Origin of the sequence: Microbispora corallina (assembly GCF_016863035.1) — a bacterium.
Classification (GTDB): domain Bacteria; phylum Actinomycetota; class Actinomycetes; order Streptosporangiales; family Streptosporangiaceae; genus Microbispora; species Microbispora corallina.
This window is the reverse complement of sequence record NZ_BOOC01000001.1, coordinates 168,284-188,910: the sequence shown is the minus strand read 5'-3', so window position 1 is coordinate 188,910 and position 20,627 is coordinate 168,284. Positions and strand designations below refer to the sequence as shown.

General features: G+C 73.1%; 11 protein-coding genes. 7 read left to right on the top strand and 4 right to left on the bottom strand.

Annotated features, from left to right (window positions below):
- Window positions 1-38: 38 nt before the first annotated feature.
- Entirely contained in the window at window positions 39-1,778 is a 1,740-nt protein-coding gene (locus Mco01_RS00865; protein WP_204054981.1) for a serine/threonine-protein kinase, read from the bottom strand.
- Window positions 1,779-2,089: 311 nt separating this feature from the next.
- Between Mco01_RS00865 and Mco01_RS00860 the strand changes: the two genes are divergently transcribed.
- Together Mco01_RS00860 and Mco01_RS00855 are read left to right on the top strand one after the other, a co-directional pair.
- Window positions 2,090-4,855 carry a M14 family zinc carboxypeptidase gene (locus tag Mco01_RS00860; RefSeq protein ID WP_204054980.1) on the top strand — a complete coding sequence of 922 codons (2,766 nt, stop codon included), beginning with the start codon at window positions 2,090-2,092 and terminating at the stop codon, window positions 4,853-4,855.
- 67 nt (window positions 4,856-4,922) lie between these two features.
- Complete coding sequence (locus tag Mco01_RS00855) at window positions 4,923-6,344, top strand: M1 family metallopeptidase (RefSeq protein WP_204054979.1); 1,422 nt, start codon at window positions 4,923-4,925, stop codon at window positions 6,342-6,344.
- Window positions 6,345-6,378: 34 nt separating this feature from the next.
- On the opposite strand, the gene Mco01_RS00850 is transcribed toward Mco01_RS00855, so the two are convergent.
- The gene (locus Mco01_RS00850; protein WP_204054978.1) at window positions 6,379-9,357 is read right to left on the bottom strand and encodes a serine/threonine-protein kinase; all 2,979 of its coding nucleotides are present in this window, start codon (window positions 9,355-9,357) and stop codon (window positions 6,379-6,381) included.
- Window positions 9,358-9,679: 322 nt separating this feature from the next.
- Between Mco01_RS00850 and Mco01_RS40050 the strand changes: the two genes are divergently transcribed.
- Complete coding sequence (locus tag Mco01_RS40050) at window positions 9,680-10,618, top strand: chorismate mutase (protein ID WP_204054977.1); 939 nt, start codon at window positions 9,680-9,682, stop codon at window positions 10,616-10,618.
- 87 nt (window positions 10,619-10,705) lie between these two features.
- The gene (gene dnaE / locus Mco01_RS00840) at window positions 10,706-14,224 is read left to right on the top strand and encodes a DNA polymerase III subunit alpha (protein ID WP_204054976.1); all 3,519 of its coding nucleotides are present in this window, start codon (window positions 10,706-10,708) and stop codon (window positions 14,222-14,224) included.
- 12 nt (window positions 14,225-14,236) lie between these two features.
- Here dnaE and Mco01_RS00835 read toward each other — a convergent pair whose 3' ends face one another.
- Window positions 14,237-15,010, bottom strand: coding sequence for an MBL fold metallo-hydrolase (locus Mco01_RS00835; protein ID WP_204054975.1), 774 nt, complete (start codon window positions 15,008-15,010; stop codon window positions 14,237-14,239).
- Window positions 15,007-16,005, bottom strand: coding sequence for a cyclic nucleotide-binding domain-containing protein (locus tag Mco01_RS00830; RefSeq protein WP_204054974.1), 999 nt, complete (start codon window positions 16,003-16,005; stop codon window positions 15,007-15,009). Before Mco01_RS00830 ends, Mco01_RS00835 begins: the two co-directional genes overlap by 4 nt.
- Window positions 16,006-16,136: 131 nt before the next feature.
- Here Mco01_RS00830 and Mco01_RS00825 point away from each other — a divergent pair, with 131 nt between their 5' ends.
- Genes Mco01_RS00825 through Mco01_RS00815 form a run of 3 tightly spaced genes read left to right on the top strand, consistent with a single transcriptional unit; the run spans window position 16,137 to window position 20,626 of the window.
- Window positions 16,137-17,438 (top strand): adenylate/guanylate cyclase domain-containing protein, encoded by a 1,302-nt coding sequence (locus Mco01_RS00825; RefSeq protein WP_204054973.1) that lies wholly within the window; start codon window positions 16,137-16,139, stop codon window positions 17,436-17,438.
- Between the two features lies 1 nt (window position 17,439).
- Window positions 17,440-18,135: an ABC transporter ATP-binding protein gene (locus Mco01_RS00820; protein ID WP_204054972.1), complete on the top strand. Its 696-nt coding sequence runs from the start codon at window positions 17,440-17,442 to the stop codon at window positions 18,133-18,135.
- Between the two features lie 52 nt (window positions 18,136-18,187).
- Window positions 18,188-20,626, top strand: coding sequence for an ABC transporter permease (locus Mco01_RS00815; RefSeq protein WP_204054971.1), 2,439 nt, complete (start codon window positions 18,188-18,190; stop codon window positions 20,624-20,626).
- Window position 20,627 lies beyond the last annotated feature (1 nt).

Sequence of the window (20,627 nt, the reverse complement as noted above, 5' to 3'; positions counted from 1 at the left end):
AAAGTGCCTCTCACCTGCGCATCTTCATCAAATCGTTATCAAGGCTGGAACGTGCTCGTGAATCGCTGAAAGTAGGACAAACCAGACGTCCAGCGGGCGTCCGCGACCTGCCAGTAGAGCGTGAAGCACCGGCCGTCCGGGAGCTTGAACGCGCGGTCGACGACGCGGACCTTGCCGTAGCTCGGCCGGTAGGTGAACTCCCAGTCGGCCGCCGGGACGCCGAGGTAGCGCCGGGAGTCGATGCGGATCCGCTCGTAGCCCGGCAGGTAGCCCTTGCCGGTCGACGTCTTCTCGACGGTGGCGAGCGCCGCGACCGGGTCGTCGTCGGTCCACGGCGTGACGTCGACCTGGAGGTAGTCGCGGCCGGTGGGCCCGTGGAACCGGACGCGGGTGGCCTCCCGGCCGAACTCGGTCCAGTTCCCGGGCAGCGCGATCGTGAAGCCGAGGGGGTCGTCGTGCGTCGTCCAGCCGTTCGGCAGGGTCGGCGAGGGGGAGGGCGTGGGCGTCGGCGTGCCGGGCTCCTGTGACGGGCCGGCGGACGAGGAGGAGCCGGCCGGGCCGCCGGACGACCCCGAGGCCAGCGTGCGGTAGCCGTACCAGCCGCCGAGGCCGGCCGCCGCGACCAGGACGGGGATGAGCACGAGCAGCAGAAGAGGGGTCCTCCGCCGCGGCCGCTCCACCCGTCCGCCGGGCCCGCCCGGCGAGAGGGGAGCGGCCCGCCCGTCCGCGTACGTGTCCCCCTGCCGCGGCCCGGGGTGGGTGGTCGCGGCGCCGTGCCCGTGGAGGCGCGGGTCCGCGGGTCCGTACGGCCGGCCGGCGGCGACCGCCTGCCCGCGGGTGTCCTGCCGTTCAGGGGTGTCGTGCGCCGTGCGGCCGTTCAGGGCCGGGGCGCCGCCGGTCCTGCCGTGGGGCCCGGCGGCGGCGGCCCGCTCCCACGCGGAGCGGGGGTCCGGGACGTCCCGGCCGCGCCCGGCGATCACGGCCTCGAGCAGTTCGGAGACCTCGACCGCGTCCATCCGCCGGTCGGGGTCCTTCCGCAGCAGCCCGTCCAGGACCGGAGTCAGCGGCCCCGCCCGCAGGGGCGGCTCCGGCTCGTCGTTGAGCACGGCCGCCATCGTCGCGATGGGGGAGTTCCGGTCGAAGGGCGGGCGGCCCTCCACCGCGGCGTACAGGGTCGCCCCGAGCGACCACAGGTCGGACTCCGGGGTCGCGGGCAGGCCGTTCAGGCGCTCGGGCGGCAGGAACGCGGGGGTCCCGGTGATGGCGCCGGTCATGGTGAACCCGGTCTCCTCCGGCATCGTCGCGATGCCGAAGTCGGTGAGCACCACCCGGTTGTCCCCGCTCAGCAGGACGTTCTCGGGCTTCACGTCGCGGTGGAGCACCCCGGCGGCGTGCGCGGTGCAGAGCGCGTCGAGGACCTGCAGGCCGATCGAGGCCACTCGTTCGGGCACCAGCGGGCCGTGCTCGCGCAGCACCTGGCCGAGCGAGCGCGCCCGGACCAGCTGCATGACGATCCAGGGCCGGCCGTCCTCCTCGATGACGTCGTGGACGACCACGACGTTGGGATGGGTGATGCGCCCGGCGGCCCGCGCCTCCCGGATCGTGCGCCGGGTGAAGGCCTCGCGGTCCTCCTCGCTCGTCGGGTGGTACAGGACCTCCTTGACGGCCACGGCGCGGTCGAGCAGGTCGTCGTGGGCGCGCCAGACCACGCCCATGCCCCCTCGCCCGATGGGTTCGAGCAGGTGGTACCTGCCCGCCACCCGACGCCCCTCGTCCACCTGTCCCTCCTCGAAACCCCTGAATCGTCCCACAGTTCAGAGGCGCGGCGGCTGGCGGAAGCGCCACAAAGCGTGTGCGCGTGAGGGCTCGTGAGGAGTGATTCTCACCGGAGCCGAATTTCCTTTGTGAGGGCGATGTCGTCCACCCGCGTATCGGATGCACCAGATTTAACAATCGACACTATTGCCCGCTTTATTACAAACTTATACGCTTCGTTCGGCTTTCGCCGGTGTCGTCTTCCCCGCTCCCCGAGAGGAACAGCATGCGGCCAGGCACAGCGACGTGCGGAAAACCCAGGTACGGAAAGGCGGTGGGAATCGCGGTCACGGCGCTCGCCGCGCTCGTCCTGCCCATGAGCGCGCCCGCCCACGCGAACCCGGCGAAGCCGGGGTGCGTCCAGGATCAGAACGCCCATCTCAGCGAGGTGCCGACCCCCGAGTCCGTTCTCGGCTTCCCCCTGGGGAAGGGCCAGCCCCGGGTGGTCACGACGGAGGAGATCGGCAAATACGTGGACGCGGTGGGACGCGCGTCCCGCAGGGTGGTCACGGGCACCGTGGCCCACAGCGTGACGGGCCAGGCCCTCCCGTACGCCATCGTGTCGAGTGAGCACAACATGGCCCCGGGACAGCTGCGCAAGATCGCCGATCAGGTGAGGTCGCTGCGGGATCCCCGGTCTCTCCGGCCGGACAAGGCCGCCCGCATCGCCGCGGACACCCCGGCGATCGTGTGGATCGCGGGCAACGTCCACGGAGGCGAGAAGAGCGGGGCCGACGCCGCGCTCAAGACCCTCTACGAGCTGGCCTCCGGCCTGTCCTGCGACGTGGCCCTGCGCAACGACGACCTGGTGACCGTCATCGTGCCGACCCAGAACCCGGACGGCCGGGACGCGGGCCGCCGCCAGAACGCCTACGGGTTCGACCTCAACCGCGACTGGTTCGCCCGCACCCAGCCGGAGACCGACGGCAAGATCGACATGCTGCGCGACTACCCGCCGCAGGTGTTCGTCGACGCCCACGAGATGGGCGGCCGCCAGTACTTCTTCCCGCCCAACGCCGACCCGATCCACCACGAGATCGCCGACCAGCCGGTGGACTGGATCAACCGCATCGGCGCCGCCAACGCGGCGGGCTTCGGCTACAACGGCGCCTGCACCGCCACGGTCACCACCGAGTGCTTCTTCAACTACGCCACCTACGACCTGTTCTACATGGGATACGGCGACACCGTCCCGTCCACCGGGTTCGGCGCGGCCGGCATGACGTTCGAGAAGGGGAGCGCCTCGGCCGACGAGGACCGCGTCCAGCAGCAGTTCAACACCCAGTGGGCCACGACCGGCTGGGCCGCCGCCAACAAGCGGGAGGTCCTCCAGGGCTACTACGACATCTGGCGGACGGCCCTCGACGAGGGGGCGCGGGGCGCGCTCGAGCCCAACCAGGTCGTCCAGCCGGCCAACACGGTGCAGTTCCCCGTGCCGGACGTGACGGTCCGGTCGTACTTCCTGCTCCCCGACCGGCAGATCGGCGACGTACGGCGGCTGGTCGACCGGCTGCGCGGCATGGACGTCGAGGTCTACCGCGTCAAGAAGGCCCTCACCGTGCCGAACGCGCGGATCTTCGGCGGCCGCTCCGCCCATGACCTGACCGTCCCCGAGGGCGCGTACTGGATCCCGATGGACCAGCCGCAGAAGCACTGGATCCAGGCGCTGCTGGGGGAGGACCCGTACGTCCCGTTCCCGTACTTCTACGACGTCTCGTCGTGGAGCAACCCGCTGCTGATGGGCGTGGACACCGTCTACACCGGCGACGCGCTGCAGCCGAAGGCCGAGCTCGTGAAGGACGGCGACGGCGGCGTGACCGGGCCCGCGCCCCGCGGCGGCTCCTACTCCTACCCGATGGACTCGGCGGCGGCCTCCGAGCTGACCTTCCGTCTCCTCGGGATGGGCGTGCCCGTCACCCGCGACCTCACGACCGGCGTGGTGAGCCTGCCCGCCTCCGCCGTCGGCCTGGACGCGCTGGACAGGCTGGCCAACTCGTCCGGCGTGACCGTCGAGGGCGCCGCGCGCCCGGCGGCGGGGACCGCCCTGCGCACCCCCGACGTCGGCCTGTTCGCCGGGACCGGAATCTCGACCACCTCCGGCTCGTACGGCGAGGCGCGGTACGTGCTCGGCGCGCGGTGGGGGCTGACCCTCACCCCGGTGACGGCGGCCGACGTCAACGGCAACACCCCCGCCTTCACCCGGCGCACCGTCCTGGTCGTCCCCGACGGCAGCAGCGCCACCGGCGGCCTGGACGCCCAGGGCCTGGCGAACCTCAAGGCGTGGGTGGCCGCAGGCGGCACGTACGTCGGGCTGCGCAACGAGGGCACCCGGGTCGCCCGCGCCGCCGGGCTCACCTCCACCACGGAGAAGGCGAAGCCGACCGGCTACCAGGTCATCGGATCCCACTTCCGCGTGGACGTGGCCGCCGGCAGTCCGATCGGTCTCGGCCGGCCGGCGGAGGACTTCCAGTTCAACAACGGCGACCCGATCCTCAACCCCAGCACGACCGGTGTGAACGTCCTCACCTACCCGGCGGACGGCACGTTCTGGTCCAACGGCTACACGGTGGGGGCCGACGCGCTCAAGGGAACGACCGCGCTCGTCGACGAGCCCGCCGGCGCCGGACACGCCGTCCTGTTCGCGTACAACCCCCTGTTCCGCGCCTACAACGAGAACGGCATCCACCTGGTCGCCAACGCGCTGCTCGCGCCCGCGCAGCAGGCGCCGCAGCAGCGGGCGGCGGCCCCGACGCCCGGCGCGGACGCCCGGCGCGCGGCCGCGGAGAAGGCGCCGGAGCCCGACGACCTCGGCGGGGAGTGGCGGCCCATCACCATCCAGGTGGCCGACGCCGACCTCGCCCGGGCGCAGGCCGTGGTCGCGAAGTACACCGGCACCGCGCGGACGGCGAGCGCCGGCGGGTCGTCGTACATCACGATCCCCAACCCCCAGGGCCTCGCGGCGGACGAGCATCCGTTCCTCCGTGACCTGATCAGTGACCTGCGCGAGACGGGAGTCCCGCTCCGGTCCGTCGTGGCCTGATCGCACCAACCGAGAAACACGAGGGTCCGGCCGGTCGCGGCCGGCCGGACCCGCCGAAAGGAACCACATGAGATCGCGCCGGATCATCGGCACGGCCCTCGCGACCGTCCTGGGCGCCCTGGCGGGCGTCCCGGCGGCCGCCCCCGCCCTGGCGGCCCCGGGCAACCCGGGCGAGCCGCGGTACACGGCGGGCGCCCCCAGCGCCGGCGACCCGTACTTCCCCGACCAGGGCAACGGCGGGTACGACGTGCGGCACTACGACATCGCCCTCTCCTACGACCCGGCCACGCGGTACATGGACGCCACGACGACGATCACGGCGGCCGCCACGCAGGACATGGACGCGTTCGACCTCGACTTCCGCGGGCCGGACGTCACGTCCCTCACCGTGAACGGGCACAAGGCGTCGTTCACCCGCGCCGGGCAGGAGCTCGTCGTGAGCCCGCGGCCCAAGCTCAAGGCGGGTCAGACGTTCACCGTGGTCGCGTCGTACGCCGGGACCCCGCCCGTGATCACCGACCCGGACGGCTCCATCGAGGGCTGGGTGCCCACCGACGACGGCGCGTTCGTGCCCGGCGAGCCGCAGGGCGCGCCCGCCTGGTTCCCCGGCGACGACCACCCGACCGACAAGGCCACGTTCACGTTCCACGTCACCGTGCCCGACGGTGTCACGGCCGTGGGCAACGGGCGGCTCGTGTCGAAGACCACCGCCGGCGGCCGGACCACGTTCGTCTGGGACCAGGCCGAGCCGATGGCGACCTACCTGGCCACCGTGACCCTCGGGACGTTCACCGTCGCCGAGTCGGTCACGCCGGGCGGGGTCCCCGTCTACACGGCCGTCGACCCCCGCCTGGCGACCCAGTCGGCCGCGGCCGTGGCCAGGATCCCGGACATCCTCGAGTACTTCAGCTCGATCTTCGGGCCGTACCCGTTCGGCTCCGCCGGGGCGATCGTCGACCGCGCGCCGGACGTCGGCTACGCGCTGGAGAGCCAGACCAAGCCGATCTTCTCCAGCGCGCCCAGCGTGGGGACCATGGCCCACGAGCTCGCCCACCAGTGGTACGGGGACGCGGTCAGCCCGGCCCGCTGGTCGGACATCTGGCTGAACGAGGGCTTCGCCACGTACGCCACCTGGCTGTGGACCGAGCACACGGGCGGAGCGACGGCGCAGCAGACGTTCGCGAGTTCCAGCAACTACGGGCGGGCGGCGACCTCGTCGTTCTGGCAGGTCGTCACGGCCGACCCCGGACCTGAGGACATGTTCGGCAACGTCCCCTACAACCGGGGCGCGATGACCCTCCACGCCCTCCGTGGCAAGATCGGCGACGCCGTCTTCTTCAAGCTGATCAAGGACTGGGTCGCCGGGCACCGGTACGGCAACGCGAGCACCGCCGAGTTCGTCGACGCGGCGCAGAAGGCGTCGGGCATGGACCTCACCGCGTTCTTCGACGTCTGGCTGTACCAGAAGGGCAAGCCCGCCTCCTGGTGAAGCGTCGCGGGCCCCCGGCTCCCGGGGGCCCGCCTCACTTCGCCGGCTTGAAGGTGGCGGTGAAGGTCTCGAAGTAGTGGTGGTCCTCGTCCCAGCTGCTGCTCGGGGTGCTCCAGTAGATGGCGTAACCGTGGTGCTTGTCCGTGACGAACCCCCGGTTCACCACGTGCTGGCGGCCCGAGCCCGACGCGAACGTGAACTCCCAGTCGGCCGCCTCGTCCCAGTAGTCCACCGACTCGATCTTCACGCGCTTGTAGTCGGCGAACGTGGACCGCCGCGCGCGTTCCTGGTTCTCCCAGTCCTTCTTGGCGTCCTTGCGGGGACTGCTCGTCTGGTCGATCAGGAGGAAGCCGGAGGTGCCGGGACCGTGGAAGTAGACCGCCGTCCCGCTGCGCTTGTAGGCGCTCCAGCCCTTGGGGAGGGCGATCGAGAAGCCCGTCGAGTCCTTGTACCGGTGCCAGCCGTCGGGCGCGTCCGCCGGCTTCGAGGCCGTGGGACTGGGGGAGGACGTGGCGGAGGGGGACGGCGTGCCCTCGTCGCTCGGCGACGCCGAGGCGGACGGCGGGGCCGACGAGGCCGGGGACGGCGGGGCCTGCGAGGCGCCGTTCGTGGCCTTGTGGGTCGGCCCGCCCGTGGTGGCGGGGCCGGTCGCCTGGCCCGAACTGCGCTCGCCTTCCCGCAGCCCGAGGTAGCCGGCCACGGCCGCGATGGCGAGCAGCGCCGGGACGAGGACCAGCGCGATCTTGAGCATGGGGGCGCGGCTCTGGCGGACCGGCCCGGTCGCCGAGTCGCCGCTCCAGACCCTGCCGCGCTGGGTGGGCACGGCCGCCCCCGCCCCGTTCCCGGGGTCCGGCGCCAACCGGCCGCCCTGGTGGAAGGCGCCCTCCGCGCCCAGGTCGCCGACGGCGCGGCTCGCGGCCGCCCGGTCCGCCGTGCCCGCCCGCCCGGCGTCGGGCGTCGCGCCGCGTGCCGCACCGCTGCCGCTGGTGCCCGCCCGGCTTGCGTCGCCCAGGTCTCCGTGTGTGTCTCGGCCGGCGTCGGCAGTGGCGCCGCCCGTGGTGCCCGCCCGGCCAGCGCCGGGGGCGGTCTCGCGGCGGCCGATGCTCGCCTGGGCCGCGTCGCCCGCGGCATCCGCCTTCCCGCTGCCGCCCGCCCCGGCTGCGCCGTCCGGAGGCTCCGCGCGGCTGCCCGAGCCCGCCGCCGTCCCGGAGAGCGCCGCCGGGGCCGCGCCCTTCGCGGCCCCGGACCGGTCGCCGGTGCCCGGGCGGCCCTCCTGGCCGCCGGTACGGCCCACCGCGGGGGCGATCCGGGTGGCGCCGTCGCGGGCGGGCGCGTCCGCCGGGCCCTCGTCGACGCCCGGAGCCTCCTCGCCGGATGACGACGGACCGGCCGAACCGGTGTCGTCGTCCGCGACAGGCCCGGACGTCGCTTCCGGCACATCCTCCTGGACGACGGGGATCGGCGAGGTCACCTCGGCCGGGCCGGGCACGTCCTCGTCCCCGGTGACGCGCGAAGAGCCGGAGGCGCCCGTCGCGGCCTGGGAGGCGCCGGACGGCTCAGGACCGGCTGGGGGCCTGTCCTCGCCGGCGTCGCCCGACCGTTCCTGAGCGACCGCCGCGCCCGCGCCGGACGCGGCCGTGCCCCCCGTGCCGGACGCGCTCGCCCCTCTGCCGGACGCGGCGCCCGTCGAGCCTGCGCCTGCTGTGGTCGCCGCCCGCGTGCGGGCCGCGCCGGCCCCCCGGGCGGCCGCGCCGTCTGTCTCGCCGGCCGCGGTCCCGGTCCCAGAGGCGGTCCCGGCCCGAGGCCCGGCCGCCGCGTCTCCGGCGGTCCCGCCTGCGGCACCGCCTGTCGCTCCGGCGGCTGCGCTTTCAGGGCGGTCGTCGCCCGCGCCGGCTGCCGGACGGCCCTTCGCCGGGGCTCCGCCCGCAGCCTTGTCGTCGGCGCCCGAGGCCGGGCCGTCCGAGGAGGAGGGTCCTGTCGGCGTCTTGCGGGAGCCCGGACCACGCGCACCACCGGCCGCTCCCGCGCCTCCGGCGGCACCCGCGGCGTCGCGTGAGGGCGCGGCCGGACGCGAGGGGCTCCCCGCCCGGGACCCGGTGGAGGGGGGCTCGCCCGGCGACGCGTACGGCTGCCTGCCCGCCGACGGCCTCGCGTCCTCCGCGGGGGCGGCCGGCAGGGGCTTGGTCGTGGGGAGGGCCGCCTCGCGCAGCGCCTGCTTGAGCAGCCGGGCGAGCTCGTCGTACCCGGGACGGTCGGCGGGCTCCTTCGCCAGCATCCGCATCAGGACGGGCCCGAGCCGCCCGGCGCGGGCGGCGGGGGCGGGGTCCTCGTTCAGCACGGCGTGCATCGTGGCCATGGCCATGCCCCGGTCGTGGGGCGGCCTGCCCTCCACGGCCGTGTACAGGGTCGCGCCCAGAGACCACAGATCCGACTCCCGCTGGGCGGGCTCTCCCCGCAGCCGTTCGGGGGCGATGAACGCGGGCGTGCCGACCAGGCCCGTCCGGGTCATCGTGGAGTCTGCCTCCAGGCGGGCGATGCCGAAGTCGGTCAGCACGACCCGCCCGTCGTCGGTGAGCAGCACGTTCTCCGGCTTGACGTCCCGGTGGAGTACGCCCTGCCGGTGGGCGGCGCGCAGCGCGTCGAGGATCTGCAGCCCGATCTCGATCGTCCGCTCCGGGGAGAGCGGGCCGTCCTCTCTGATCACCTGGCCGAGGGACCGGGACTGGACGAGCTGCATGATGATCCAGGGGCGCTCGTCCTCCTCGATCACGTCGTGGACGACGACCACGTTGGGGTGCGTGAGCCGGCCGGCGGCCCGGGCCTCGCGCATGGTCCTGCGGTTGAGGTCGCTGAGCTCGTCGCCCATCGCGCTGTCGTAGCGGACCTCCTTGACCGCCACCGCGCGGTCGAGCAGCCGGTCATGCGCGCGCCAGACCACGCCCATGCCGCCACGGCCGATCGGCTCCATCAACTGGTACCGGCCTCCGACGAGCCGGCCTTCCGCACGCGCCACACGAACCCCTTCCTGGACGCATGAATCGTCCCATGGATGGCAAAGGGATCAACCTGACCGCGCCGTGCCCTCTACCCCAATTCCGAAATATGAGACAGGCCATCCCGGATCGGCTGGAGCGTTTGCTAAGGTCGGACGCATGGCTCGGTATTTCACCTTTACGTGGCCGGCTCCGGGAGGGCCGGTCGCTCGACGGTGAGCTAGCGACAGGATCCGGAGCCGGCTGAGGGCAGAGGCGCGACGCCTCTGCCTTTTTCGTTGTCAGACGAGTGTCGTTGTCAGACGAGCCGGTTCCGGGCGACCGGCCTATCGAGGAGCCGAGATGACCGAAGACCCCTGTGCCGTACGGATCGGGACGTTGACCGTCGGACACGGACACCCCGTCGGGGTGATCGGCGGCGACGACGCGCGGTGGCTGAGCCTGCGGGAGGCGCACGGCCGGGTCGCCGCGGACGAGGCGATCGCCAAGGCCCGGACCGAGTGGGCGGGCCCGCTGCTCGTGGAGCCGTTCTCGGCCGCCGACCTGCCGGCGATCGCCGGGCACGCCGACGGCGTGGTGATCGGAGCGGCCTGGATGCAGGACTTCGCGCTGGTCCGCGCGGCGGCGCGGCTCGGGCTGCCGGTCGTCGTGCAGCGCGGCCAGGCCGCCACGCTGGAGGAGTGGCTGGCCGTGGCCGAGTACTGCCGGGCCGAGGGCAACGACCGCGTGGCGCTCTGCGAGTCGGGCAGCCGTACCCACCTGGGCGGGGTGACGCTCGACCTCGCCCTGCTGCGGGCCGCGCGGGAGCGGTCGGGCCGCCCGGTCCTCGCGGCGCTCGGCGAGGACGGCTCGCTCGCCGCCGCGGCCGTGGCGGCGGGCGCCGACGGCCTGATGCTCGGCCCGGGGACGGCGGGGACCGCGGCGGCGGCGGACGAGGCCCGCGAGGCGGCGACCGTGCTCGCGCCGCTCGTCCGGCGTGAGGAGCCCGGCTGCCTGGACGCCGCCCGGGGCGCGATCGACCGCGTCGACGCGGCCCTCGCGACGCTGCTCGACCGGCGCGCGGCCCTCGCCGGGACCGTGCAGCGGCTCAAGCCCGTGGGCGGCTTCCGCGGACGCGACATGGACCGCGAGCGCCGCCTCGTCGCCGCCATGGCCCGCCGGGCGCCGCGCCTCGGCGAGGAGCTGCTGCGGCCCGTCATGAACGCCGTGATCGAAGCGGGCCTCCGCCTGGCCGAGGAGGAGCGAGGCGGCCCTGACCTGGGCCGCCGCGGGGACGGATAGGATCTGAATCACCTGAGTCCCACGGGTACGGGATCGCGCGTAGGCTCTGATCCGCACCTGGGCAGCGGCGGCGATGTTGGGGGTCTCATGGGTGATTCGTTTGTGCATCTGCACGTCCACACCGAGTACTCGATGCTCGACGGCGCCGCCCGGCTGAAGCAGATGTTCAAACTCGTGGGCGAGCTCGGCATGCCCGCGATCGCGATCACCGACCACGGCAACATGCACGGCGCGTACGACTTCTTCAAGCAGGCGAGCGCCGCCGGCGTCAAGCCGATCCTCGGCATCGAGGCGTACGTCGCACCGGAGTCGCGGCTGCACAAGAAGCCGGTGCTGTGGGGCGAGCCGCACCAGAAGAGCGACGACGTGTCGGCCGGCGGCTACTACACCCACATGACGATCTGGGCCCGCAACAGGACCGGGCTGCAGAACCTCATGAAGCTGAGCTCCCGCGCCTACACCGAGGGCTTCGTCCGCAAGTGGGCCCGGATGGACGACGACCTGCTCGCCGAGCACGCCGAGGGGCTCATGGCCACCACCGGCTGCCCGTCGGGAGAGGTGCAGACCCGCCTGCGGCTCGGCCAGTACGACGCGGCGCTCAAGGCCGCCGCGAAGTACCAGGACATCTTCGGGAAGGACAACTACTTCCTGGAGATCATGGACCACGGTCTCGACATCGAGCGGCGGGTCCGCGACGGGCTCACCCGGATCAGCCGGGAGCTGGACATCCCGCCTGTCGTCACCAACGACTCCCACTACACGTACGAGTCGGACGCCGCCGGCCACGACGCCCTCCTGTGCATCCAGACCGGCAAGCAGCTCAGCGACCCGGACCGGTTCCGGTTCGACGGCACCGGCTACTACCTCAAGTCGGCCGACGAGATGCGCGCCGTCGACTCCTCCGACCTGTGGCAGGAGGGTTGCCGCAACACCCTGCTCGTGGCGGAGAAGGTCGATCCCGAGGGGTTCTTCCCGTACAAGAACCTGATGCCCACCTACCCCATCCCGGAGGGCATGACCGAGGAGGCGTACTTCCGGGAGCAGGTCTGGGAGGGCATGCGGCGCCGCTTCCCTGAGGGTGTGGACGACGAGCACCGCACCTGGGTCGAGAACGAGATCTCCGTCATCCTGCAGATGGGCTTCCCGAGCTACTTCCTCGTGGTCGCCGACTTCATCATGTGGGCCAAGACCAACGGCATCCGCGTCGGCCCGGGCCGCGGCTCGGCCGCCGGCTCGCTGGTCGCGTACGCGCTGGGGATCACCGACCTCGACCCGATCCCGCACGGCCTGATCTTCGAGCGCTTCCTCAACCCCGAGCGCGTCTCGATGCCCGACATCGACATCGACTTCGACGAGCGCCGGCGCGCCGACGTGATCCGCTACGTGACCGACAAGTGGGGCGCCGACAAGGTCGCCATGATCGCGACGTTCGGCACCATCAAGGCGAAGGCGGCCGTGAAGGACGCGGGCCGCGTCCTCGGCTACCCGTACGCGCTGGGCGACCGCGTCTCCAAGGCGTTCCCCCCGGCGGTGATGGGCAAGGACATCCCGCTGTCGGGCATCTTCGACTCCGACCACCCCCGGTACAACGAGGCCGGCGAGCTGCGCAAGCTGTACGAGGAGGACGTCGACGTCAAGTCGACGATCGACCTCGGGCGCGGCCTGGAGGGCCTGATCCGGCAGACCGGCGTGCACGCGGCCGGCGTCATCATGTCCGCCGAGCCGCTGACCGACCACATCCCGATCATGCGCCGCGACTCCGACGGCGCGATCATCACGCAGTTCGACTACCCGACCTGCGAGACGCTCGGCCTGCTGAAGATGGACTTCCTGGGCCTGCGCAACCTCACGATCATCGACGACTGCCTCAAGATGATCGAGGGCAACACCGGCAACAGGATCGAGCTGCTCGACCTGCCGCTCGACGACGGCACGACGTACGAACTGCTGGCCAAGGGCGACACCCTCGGCATCTTCCAGCTGGACGGCGGCGGCATGCGCACGCTGCTGCGGCTGATGAAGCCCGACAACTTCGAGGACATCTCCGCGGCCCTCGCGCTCTACCGGCCCGGCCCGATGGGCGCGAACTCGCACACCAACTACGCGCTGCGCAAGAACCGGCAGCAGGAGATCACGCCGATCCACCCCGAGCTCGAGGAGCCCCTGCGGGACATCCTCGACACGACGCACGGCCTGATCGTGTATCAGGAGCAGGTCATGGCCATCGCCCAGAAGGTGGCCAACTACACCCTCGGCGGCGCCGACCTGCTCCGCCGCGCCATGGGCAAGAAGAAGAAGTCCGAGCTGGACAAGCAGTTCGAGTTCTTCGAGAAGGGCATGAAGGAGAACGGCTACTCCGCGGCCGCCATCAAGGCGCTGTGGGACATCCTGCTGCCGTTCTCCGACTACGCCTTCAACAAGGCCCACACCGCCGGGTACGGCCTGGTCTCCTACTGGACGGCCTACCTCAAGGCCAACTACCCGGCCGAGTACATGGCGGCCCTGCTGACCTCGGTCAAGGACGACAAGGACAAGTCGGCCCTCTACCTCAACGAGTGCCGCCGCATGGGCATCAAGGTGCTCCCGCCGGACGTCAACGACTCCGACTTCGACTTCACCCCGCGTGGCAGCGACATCCGATTCGGCCTGTCGGCCGTCCGCAACGTCGGCGCCAACGTCGTCGACGGCGTGATCGCGGCCCGCAAGGAGAAGGGCCGATTCTCCGACTTCAAGGACTTCCTGCGCAAGGTGCCCGCCATCGTGTGCAACAAGCGGGTCATCGAGTCGCTGATCAAGTCGGGGGCGTTCGACTCGTTCGGCCACGTCCGCAAGGGCCTGCTGATGGTGCACGAGCAGGCGGTCGACGCGATCATCGACATCAAGAAGAACGAGGCCATCGGGCAGGACTCGCTGTTCGGCGCGATCGACGGCGCGGAGGACCAGACCTTCGACGTGCAGATCCCGCCGGGGGAGTGGGACAAGACGACGCTGCTGCAGTTCGAGCGGGAGATGCTCGGGCTGTACGTGTCCGACCACCCGCTGCTGGGCGTCGAGCACATCCTCGCCTCCGGCGCCGACTGCTCGATCGCCGCCCTCCAGGACGACAGCCGCCCGGACGGCCAGGTCGTCACGGTCGGCGGCATCCTGTCGGGCGTGCAGCGCAAGGTCACCAAGAAGGGCGACACCTGGGTCCTCACCACCTTGGAGGACCTGGAGGGCTCCATCGAGGTGATGATCTTCCCGTCGGCGTACCAGCTGTGCGCCACGATCCTCGCCGAGGACGCGATCGTCTTCGTGAAGGGGCGTCTCGACAAGCGCGAGGACGTGGCCAAGGTCATCGCCATGGAGGTGACGGCGCCGGACCTCACGGCCGAGTCGGGCGGCCCGCTCGTGGTGAGCATGCCGATCGCCCGGTGCACGCCGCCGGTCGTGGGACGGCTCAAGGAGGTGCTGACCACGCACCCCGGTACGACCGAGGTGCACCTCCAGGTGCACAACGGGCCGCGCACCACGGTCATGCGCCTCGACGACCGGCTCCGGGTGACCCCGTCGCCGGCCCTGATGGGCGACCTGAAGCAGCTCCTCGGGCCCGCCTGCCTCGCCTGACCCCCACCGGGCTCAGGGGACGAGGACGTCGCCCTCGCGGGCGACCTCGAACTCCTTGGCCAGCACGTCCAGCGCGTCGTCCGTCCGTGTGGGGGCGTGGTGGGTGAGGACGAGCCGGCGGACGCCGCAGCGCGCGGCGAAGGCGGCCGCGTCCGCGGTCGTGGCGTGGCCGTAGGCGTCGGCCATGGCCTGCTCCCCGGGCAGGAACTGGCCGTCGTGGAGCAGCAGGTCCACGCCGGCGGCCAGCTCGGCCGCGGCCTCGCATCCCGCCTGCGGGCAGTGGTCGGGCAGGTACGCGACCGACCGGCCGTCGCGCTCGACGCGGACGCCGAGGGTGACGCCGCCCTTGTGGGAGATCTCGGCGACCGTGACGTCGAAGCCCTCGATCGTGCGGGAGGCCGACGTCAGGAACCGCCAGGCGCCGCCCAGGCCGTCCGGCGTGATCGGGAAGTGCGGCGGCGACATGACCCGTGTCAGCGTCTCCAGCGGCCGCGGCGACGGCAGGTACAGGTCGACCCGGGCGTCGGGGCGGTCGAGCGCCGGGCAGAAGGGCAGGCCCTGCACGTGGTCCCAGTGCAGGTGGGTGAGCACGATCGACCCGTGGAACGCCGCGTCGCCGAGCAGCCCGCCGAGCCCCCGCAGGCCGGTGCCCGCGTCGAGGACCAGGGCGGGGGCGTCGCCGTCGCCGGGCAGCACGGCGACGCAACTGGTGTTGCCGCCGTACCGGGTGAAGGCTGAGCCCGGCGCCGGGGTCGAGCCGCGGACGCCGAGCATCGCGAGCCTCACGTCAGCTGGTCCTCTCGGTGGTGTCCCTGGGCGAGCCGGGTCAGCGCCTCCCGGTCGACCGACTCCGCCGGGGCCTCCGCCACCCTGATCGGCGTGAGCGCGGTCAGGGTCGCGGTGCGGGTGCCGCCCTCCAGCACGGCGCGCTCGCCCAGGATCGCGCCCGGGCCGAGCTCCGGCAGGGAACGGCCGTCCACGTCCACGCCGAGGACGCCGTCGAGCAGCAGGAACAGGGAGGAGCCCGGCTCGCCCTGCCGCACCAGGCAGGAGCCGGCGGGCAGCGAGCGGATCAGTGGCCGGGCGCCGCCGCGCATGATGAGCAGGGACAGCTCCCGCTCCAGCGCGGTCTCGGCGGCGGTGACCAGCACGGGGGAGTCCTCGTCGCCCCAGGGCGTCCGGGCGGGTCCCTCCTGGGTCGCCCAGGCCGCGAAGTCGGTGAGACCGGCCTTCATCGTCAGGCGGTGGTCCGGGCCGTAGACCCAGTGCCGGGGGAACGGGCTGGCGCCCTCCAGCATGGCCTCCGCCCGGCCGTCCGCGTACAGGGTCACCGAGAGCGTCGTCCACACCAGCGGCGACTGCAGCCGCAGATAGGGCGGCCGCGCGATGCGGCGCGGGAACGGCAACGCCGTCCGGCCCCCGGCGGTCTGCGTGAACCTGATCCACCCGTCGCCCATTTGGGGCTCCGGCCGCAGGTCGGGAAGGCCGAGCGCGGCGAACGTCACGCCCAGCGGGCCCAGCCGCACGGTGGTGGCGCCCATGACCAGGCCGCCGCCGGCGCCGTGGCCGGTCACCCGGTCGCCGTCGAACTCGGCCCACACCGTGAGCCGGTTGGCGAACCGGAACCGGTCGGCGTCCCGCAGCGCGTCCAGGTCGTTTATCGCGTCGGGCGGCGGATCGTCGTAGTGCGTCAGGCCCACGGTGAAGGCCGGCTTCGTGTAGCCCCCGACGGCCTCGGACGGGATCCAGGAGATCGAGGTGATCGTCGATTCGACTCGCATGCTCTGAACGTAGGAATCCCGGCCGCTCCGGGCGAGGGCGTCACCTTGCGGACCGGTGGTGGTGCCAGCACCCCCCGTCCGTCGTCCTGGCACCCTTCCTGGAAGCTTCAGGCCAGGATGTAATGCAGCTCGTGGAACGCATCACGGTGGTGCTCGCGGACGACAACCTCATCGTCCGCGAGGGCGTGCGCGCGCTGCTCGGCCGCGACCCCGCCCTGGAGATCGTGGGGCTGGCCGCCGACTACGCCGAACTGGTGGCGGGCGCCACGCGGCTGCGCCCGCAGGTCGTCGTCACGGACATCAGGATGCCCCCGACCTACCAGGACGAGGGGATCGAGGCGGCGCGCGAGGTGCGCAAGCGCCTGCCCGGCACCGGCGTGGTGGTGCTCAGCCAGTACGACGACCCCGACTACGCGATCCGGCTGCTCGGCGAGGGCGCCGCCGGGTACGCCTACCTCCTCAAGGACCGGGTCGCCGACGCGGGCCTGCTCGGCAGGGCGATCCGCGAGGTCGCCGTGGGCGGCTCGCTCATCGACCCCCTGATCGTCCAGGAGCTGGTGGCGCCGGCCCGGGACGAGGGCCAGCTGTCGCCCGGCGAGGAGGACCTGCTCGGCCAGGTGGCGGCGGGCCGTACGGTGAAGGCGATCGCCGTGTCCCGGGGGGAGCCGCCCGAGGCCGTCAACGCCGCGATCGAGCAGCTGTTCCTGACGCTCGCCAAGGGCGCGAGCGCGGGGCGGCAGGGCGCGCTGCGCCGCCTGCGGATGCTGCACACCGCGATCCTGCGCCGCGACGAGCAGGGCGAGACGCTGTCGCGGCTGCTCCCGGGCGGCCTGGCCGACAAGCTGCTGCGCGACCGGGGCGCCGTCGACCGCACCGACCGGCTGGTCGTGACCGTGCTCATGTCCGACGTGCGGGGCTACTCGGCCATCGCCGAGGCCACCGACCCGGCCGTCCTCGCCGGCCAGCTCAACGCCCACCGGCGGGCCATGAACGCGGCGATCCTCACCGCGGGGGGCACGGTCATGCAGTACGTGGGCGACGCCGTGATGGCCGTCTTCGGCGCGCCCGACCCGGCCCCCGACCACGCCGCGAGGGCCGTCCACGCGGCCCGCGAGATGCACGTGCGGCAACGCCGCCTCGACGCCGAGTGGGCGGCGCAGGGACGCACGCCCTTCACACTCGGCATCGGACTTTCCACGGGGGAGGTAGCGGCGGCCCTACTCGGAAGCGATGAACGGGTGGAGTACACCCTCGTCGGAGACACCGTGAACCTTGCGCAGCGCATGCAGGACCTGGCCCGGCCGGCCGGCGTCGTGGCCTCCGACGCGACGGTCCGGGCGGCGGCGGGCGGGTGGGCCTGGCGCCCGCTCGGCCCGCGGCTCGTCAAGGGCCGCGCCACCCCCGTGACCGCCTACCACCTCGAGGTGATGTGAGATGCCCGCCACAGACGTGACCACGACCGTCGCAGTCCAGATCAGAGGGGCCAGGCGGACGTTCGCCGCGGAGCTCGCCCCGGTGCGCGCGCTGCGCGGCGTGGACCTCGACGTGCGGCGCGGGGAGTTCGTCGCCGTCATGGGCCCCTCGGGGTGCGGCAAGTCGACGCTGCTCAACGTGATCGCCGGGCTGGAGCAGGTGGACGAGGGCACCGTGGAGGTGGCGGGGGAGCGGGTCGACGGCCGCGACGAGGATTGGCTGGCCCGGTTCCGCAGGCACCACATCGGGTTCGTGTTCCAGTTCTTCAACCTGCTCGACGGGGTGTCCGCGCTGGACAACCTGGTCATGCCAGGGGTGCTGGGCGGCATGAAGCGGCGCGCCGCCGAGACCCGCGCCCGCGACCTGCTCGACCTGCTCGGCCTGGCCGACCGCGCCGACCAGGTGCCGGCGGTGCTGTCCGGCGGTCAGCGGCAGCGGCTGGCCATCGCCCGCGCCCTGGTGAACGAGCCGACGCTGCTGCTGGCCGACGAGCCGACCGGCGCGCTCGACAGCGAGGGGGGCCTGGAGGTGCTCGAACTGTTCCGCAGGCTGCACGACGACGGGCAGACGATCATCATGGTGACCCACTCTCCCGACGTCGCCGCGGGCGCGGACCGCGCCGTGCGCATGCGCGACGGGAGGGTCGAGTCGGCATGACCGAGCCGGAGTACCGCTCGCGCGGCCGCGGGCGCGCCGCCGAGGAGGACGCATGGGCGTGGTGCTGACCTGGCTCCGCCTGGAGCTGCGCCGGCGATGGCGGTCGCTCGCCGTGCTGGCGCTGCTCGTGGCGTTCGCCACCGCGACCGTCCTCACCGCCGTCGCGGGCGCGCGCCGCGGCGCCACGGCCGTCGACCGCCTGTACGCCGAGACGCTGCCCGCGACGCTCGCGGTCCTGCCCAACCAGCCGCACTTCGACTGGGACAAGGTGCGCGCGCTCCCCGAGGTCGCCGCGCTGACCACCTTCCCCGTGTCCGGCTTCGCCGTCGAGGGCGTCCCGCTGGCCGACAACGGCGGGGGTTTCCCTCCGGCCGACGACGAGGGCCTGCGCACCATCGAGGTGCCGAAGGTCCTGGAGGGGCGGCTCCCCGACCCGCGCCGCGTCGACGAGGTCGTGGTCAGCTCCCGATTCCCCGCCGTGTACGGCAAGGGTGTCGGCGACCAGGTCGTCCTCAAGCTCATGTCGGTCGAGCAGGCGGCGAGCGAAGACTTCGACCCCACGACCCAGGAACCCACGGGGCCTCGCGTCCGGGCCACCATCGTCGGGATCATCCGATCCGCGTGGTACTCCGAGAACATCGGCGAGGCGCCGGGCATCCTCTGTACCCCCGCTCTCTATCGGACCTACCCGAGGAACTTCCTCGACCCCGACGTGGGGTACATCAACGCCCTGGTCCGCCTCAAGCGCGGATCGCTGGACGAGGCGGCGTTCCGCGGGGATCTGACACGTCTCACCGGGCGCAGCGACATCCAGATATGGGACAACGCCGAGAAGTTCGGCGGGCCCGCCCGCCGGCTCGTGAGCTTCGAGGCGGTGGCCCTGCTCGCGTTCGGGCTGGCCGCGCTCACCGCCGCGATCGTCCTGATCGGTCAGTCGGTCGCCAGGTACGCCGCGGCGACGGCGAGTGACCTGCGCACGCTGCGCGCGGTGGGGCTCACGCCCCGCCAGGCCCTGGCCTCGGCGGCGGCGGGGCCGTTCGTGGCCGCCCTCGTGGGGACGACGATCGGCGTGGCCGGAGCGGCGGTCGCCTCCATCTGGATGCCCATCGGGGCGGCGGCGCTGCGCGAGCCCGATCCGGGGTTCGACGTCGACTGGCTCGTGCTCGGCACGGGCTGGCTCGTGACCCCGGCCCTCGTCCTCGCGGGGTCGGCGGCCGCGGCCGCGGTCTTCCTGTCCGGAGGCGACAGCACAGGCCGGCGCTCCGCCGTCGCCCTGCTCGCGTCGCGCATGGGCCTGCCTGTGCCGATGGTGGTCGGAGCGCGGTTCGCGCTGGAGCCGGGCCGCGGTGGCAGCGCGGTGCCGGTGCGGCCCGCGCTCGTCGGAGCGGTCGCGGGGGTGCTCGGCGTGCTGGCGGCCTTCACGTTCTCCGCCGGCGTGAAGGACGCCGCCGCCAACCCGGTCAGGTTCGGACGGACCCATCAGCTGGAAGCGTACATAGGCATGAACGGGCAGGACTTCGGGTCCGCGGCGGCGGTCACGGCGGCGCTCGGCGCGGTGGCCCGCGATCCGGCCGTCCAGGCGATCGAGGACGCCGTCAGCGCCGTGGCCGAGTCCGCCAATCAGAGGCCCGGGCAGAAGACGGTCTCCGTCACGACCTACACCTACGCGCCGGTGGGCGGCGCGGCCTTCCCGGTCGTGCTCACGGAGGGCAGGCTCCCGGCGAAGGCCGGCGAGATCGTGCTCGCGCCCTTCAGCGCCCGCGACCTGGGGGCGGAGGTCGGCGGTCAGGTCGAGCTCCGGGGCGGGACGGCGCCGGTGCGGATGACCGTCACCGGGATCGGGTTCGTGCCCGCCGGACCTCACAACGAGCGCACCGACGGCGGCTGGATCACCCCCGAGGGGCACAAGGTCCTGTACAGCGGGGCGCACTACTCGTTCAAGTTCCACGGCGCCCTGGCCGCCCTGCGGCCGGATGCCGATCCGAAGGCGGTCGCCCCCCGGCTGAACGCCGCGGCCAAGGACGCCGGGGGCGGGTTCATCACGTTCGCGCCGCCCAGCCCGCTGCTCGAGGTGCCGCAGATCCGGGACGTGGAGGAGCTGCCCACGCTGCTCGCCGGCTTCCTCGGGCTGCTGGCCACGGGGGCCGTCGGGCACGCGCTCGCCACGGCCGTACGGCGGCGAAGGCACGAGATGGCCGTGCTGCGGGCGCTCGGGATGACCCGCTGGCAGGCGCGCTGGACCGTCGTCACCCAGGCCAGCCTGGTCGCGGCCGTCGGGCTGCTGTTCGGCGTTCCCCTCGGGGTGGCGCTCGGGCGGACGCTGTGGCGGCTCCTCGCGGACGTGTTCCCCCTGCTGTACGTCGCGCCGCTCGCCCTGGGCGCCGTGCTGCTCGTGTGGCCGCTGACACTTCTGACGGCCAACGCGCTGGCCGCGTGGCCGGGCACGATGGCCGCCCGGCTGCGGGTCGCCCACGTGCTGCGGGCGGAGTGAC

What these genes read in the sequence shown, in the direction of transcription:
- Mco01_RS00855 (WP_204054979.1), top strand. Translation starts at nt 4,923, where the DNA reads ATGAGATCGCGCCGGATCATCGGCACGGCCCTCGCGACCGTCCTGGGC.
- Mco01_RS00820 (WP_204054972.1), top strand. Translation starts at nt 17,440, where the DNA reads ATGCCCGCCACAGACGTGACCACGACCGTCGCAGTCCAGATCAGAGGG.
- Mco01_RS00830 (WP_204054974.1), bottom strand. Translation starts at nt 16,005, where the DNA reads ATGCGAGTCGAATCGACGATCACCTCGATCTCCTGGATCCCGTCCGAG.
- Mco01_RS00815 (WP_204054971.1), top strand. Translation starts at nt 18,188, where the DNA reads ATGGGCGTGGTGCTGACCTGGCTCCGCCTGGAGCTGCGCCGGCGATGG.
- Mco01_RS40050 (WP_204054977.1), top strand. Translation starts at nt 9,680, where the DNA reads ATGACCGAAGACCCCTGTGCCGTACGGATCGGGACGTTGACCGTCGGA.
- dnaE (WP_204054976.1), top strand. Translation starts at nt 10,706, where the DNA reads ATGGGTGATTCGTTTGTGCATCTGCACGTCCACACCGAGTACTCGATG.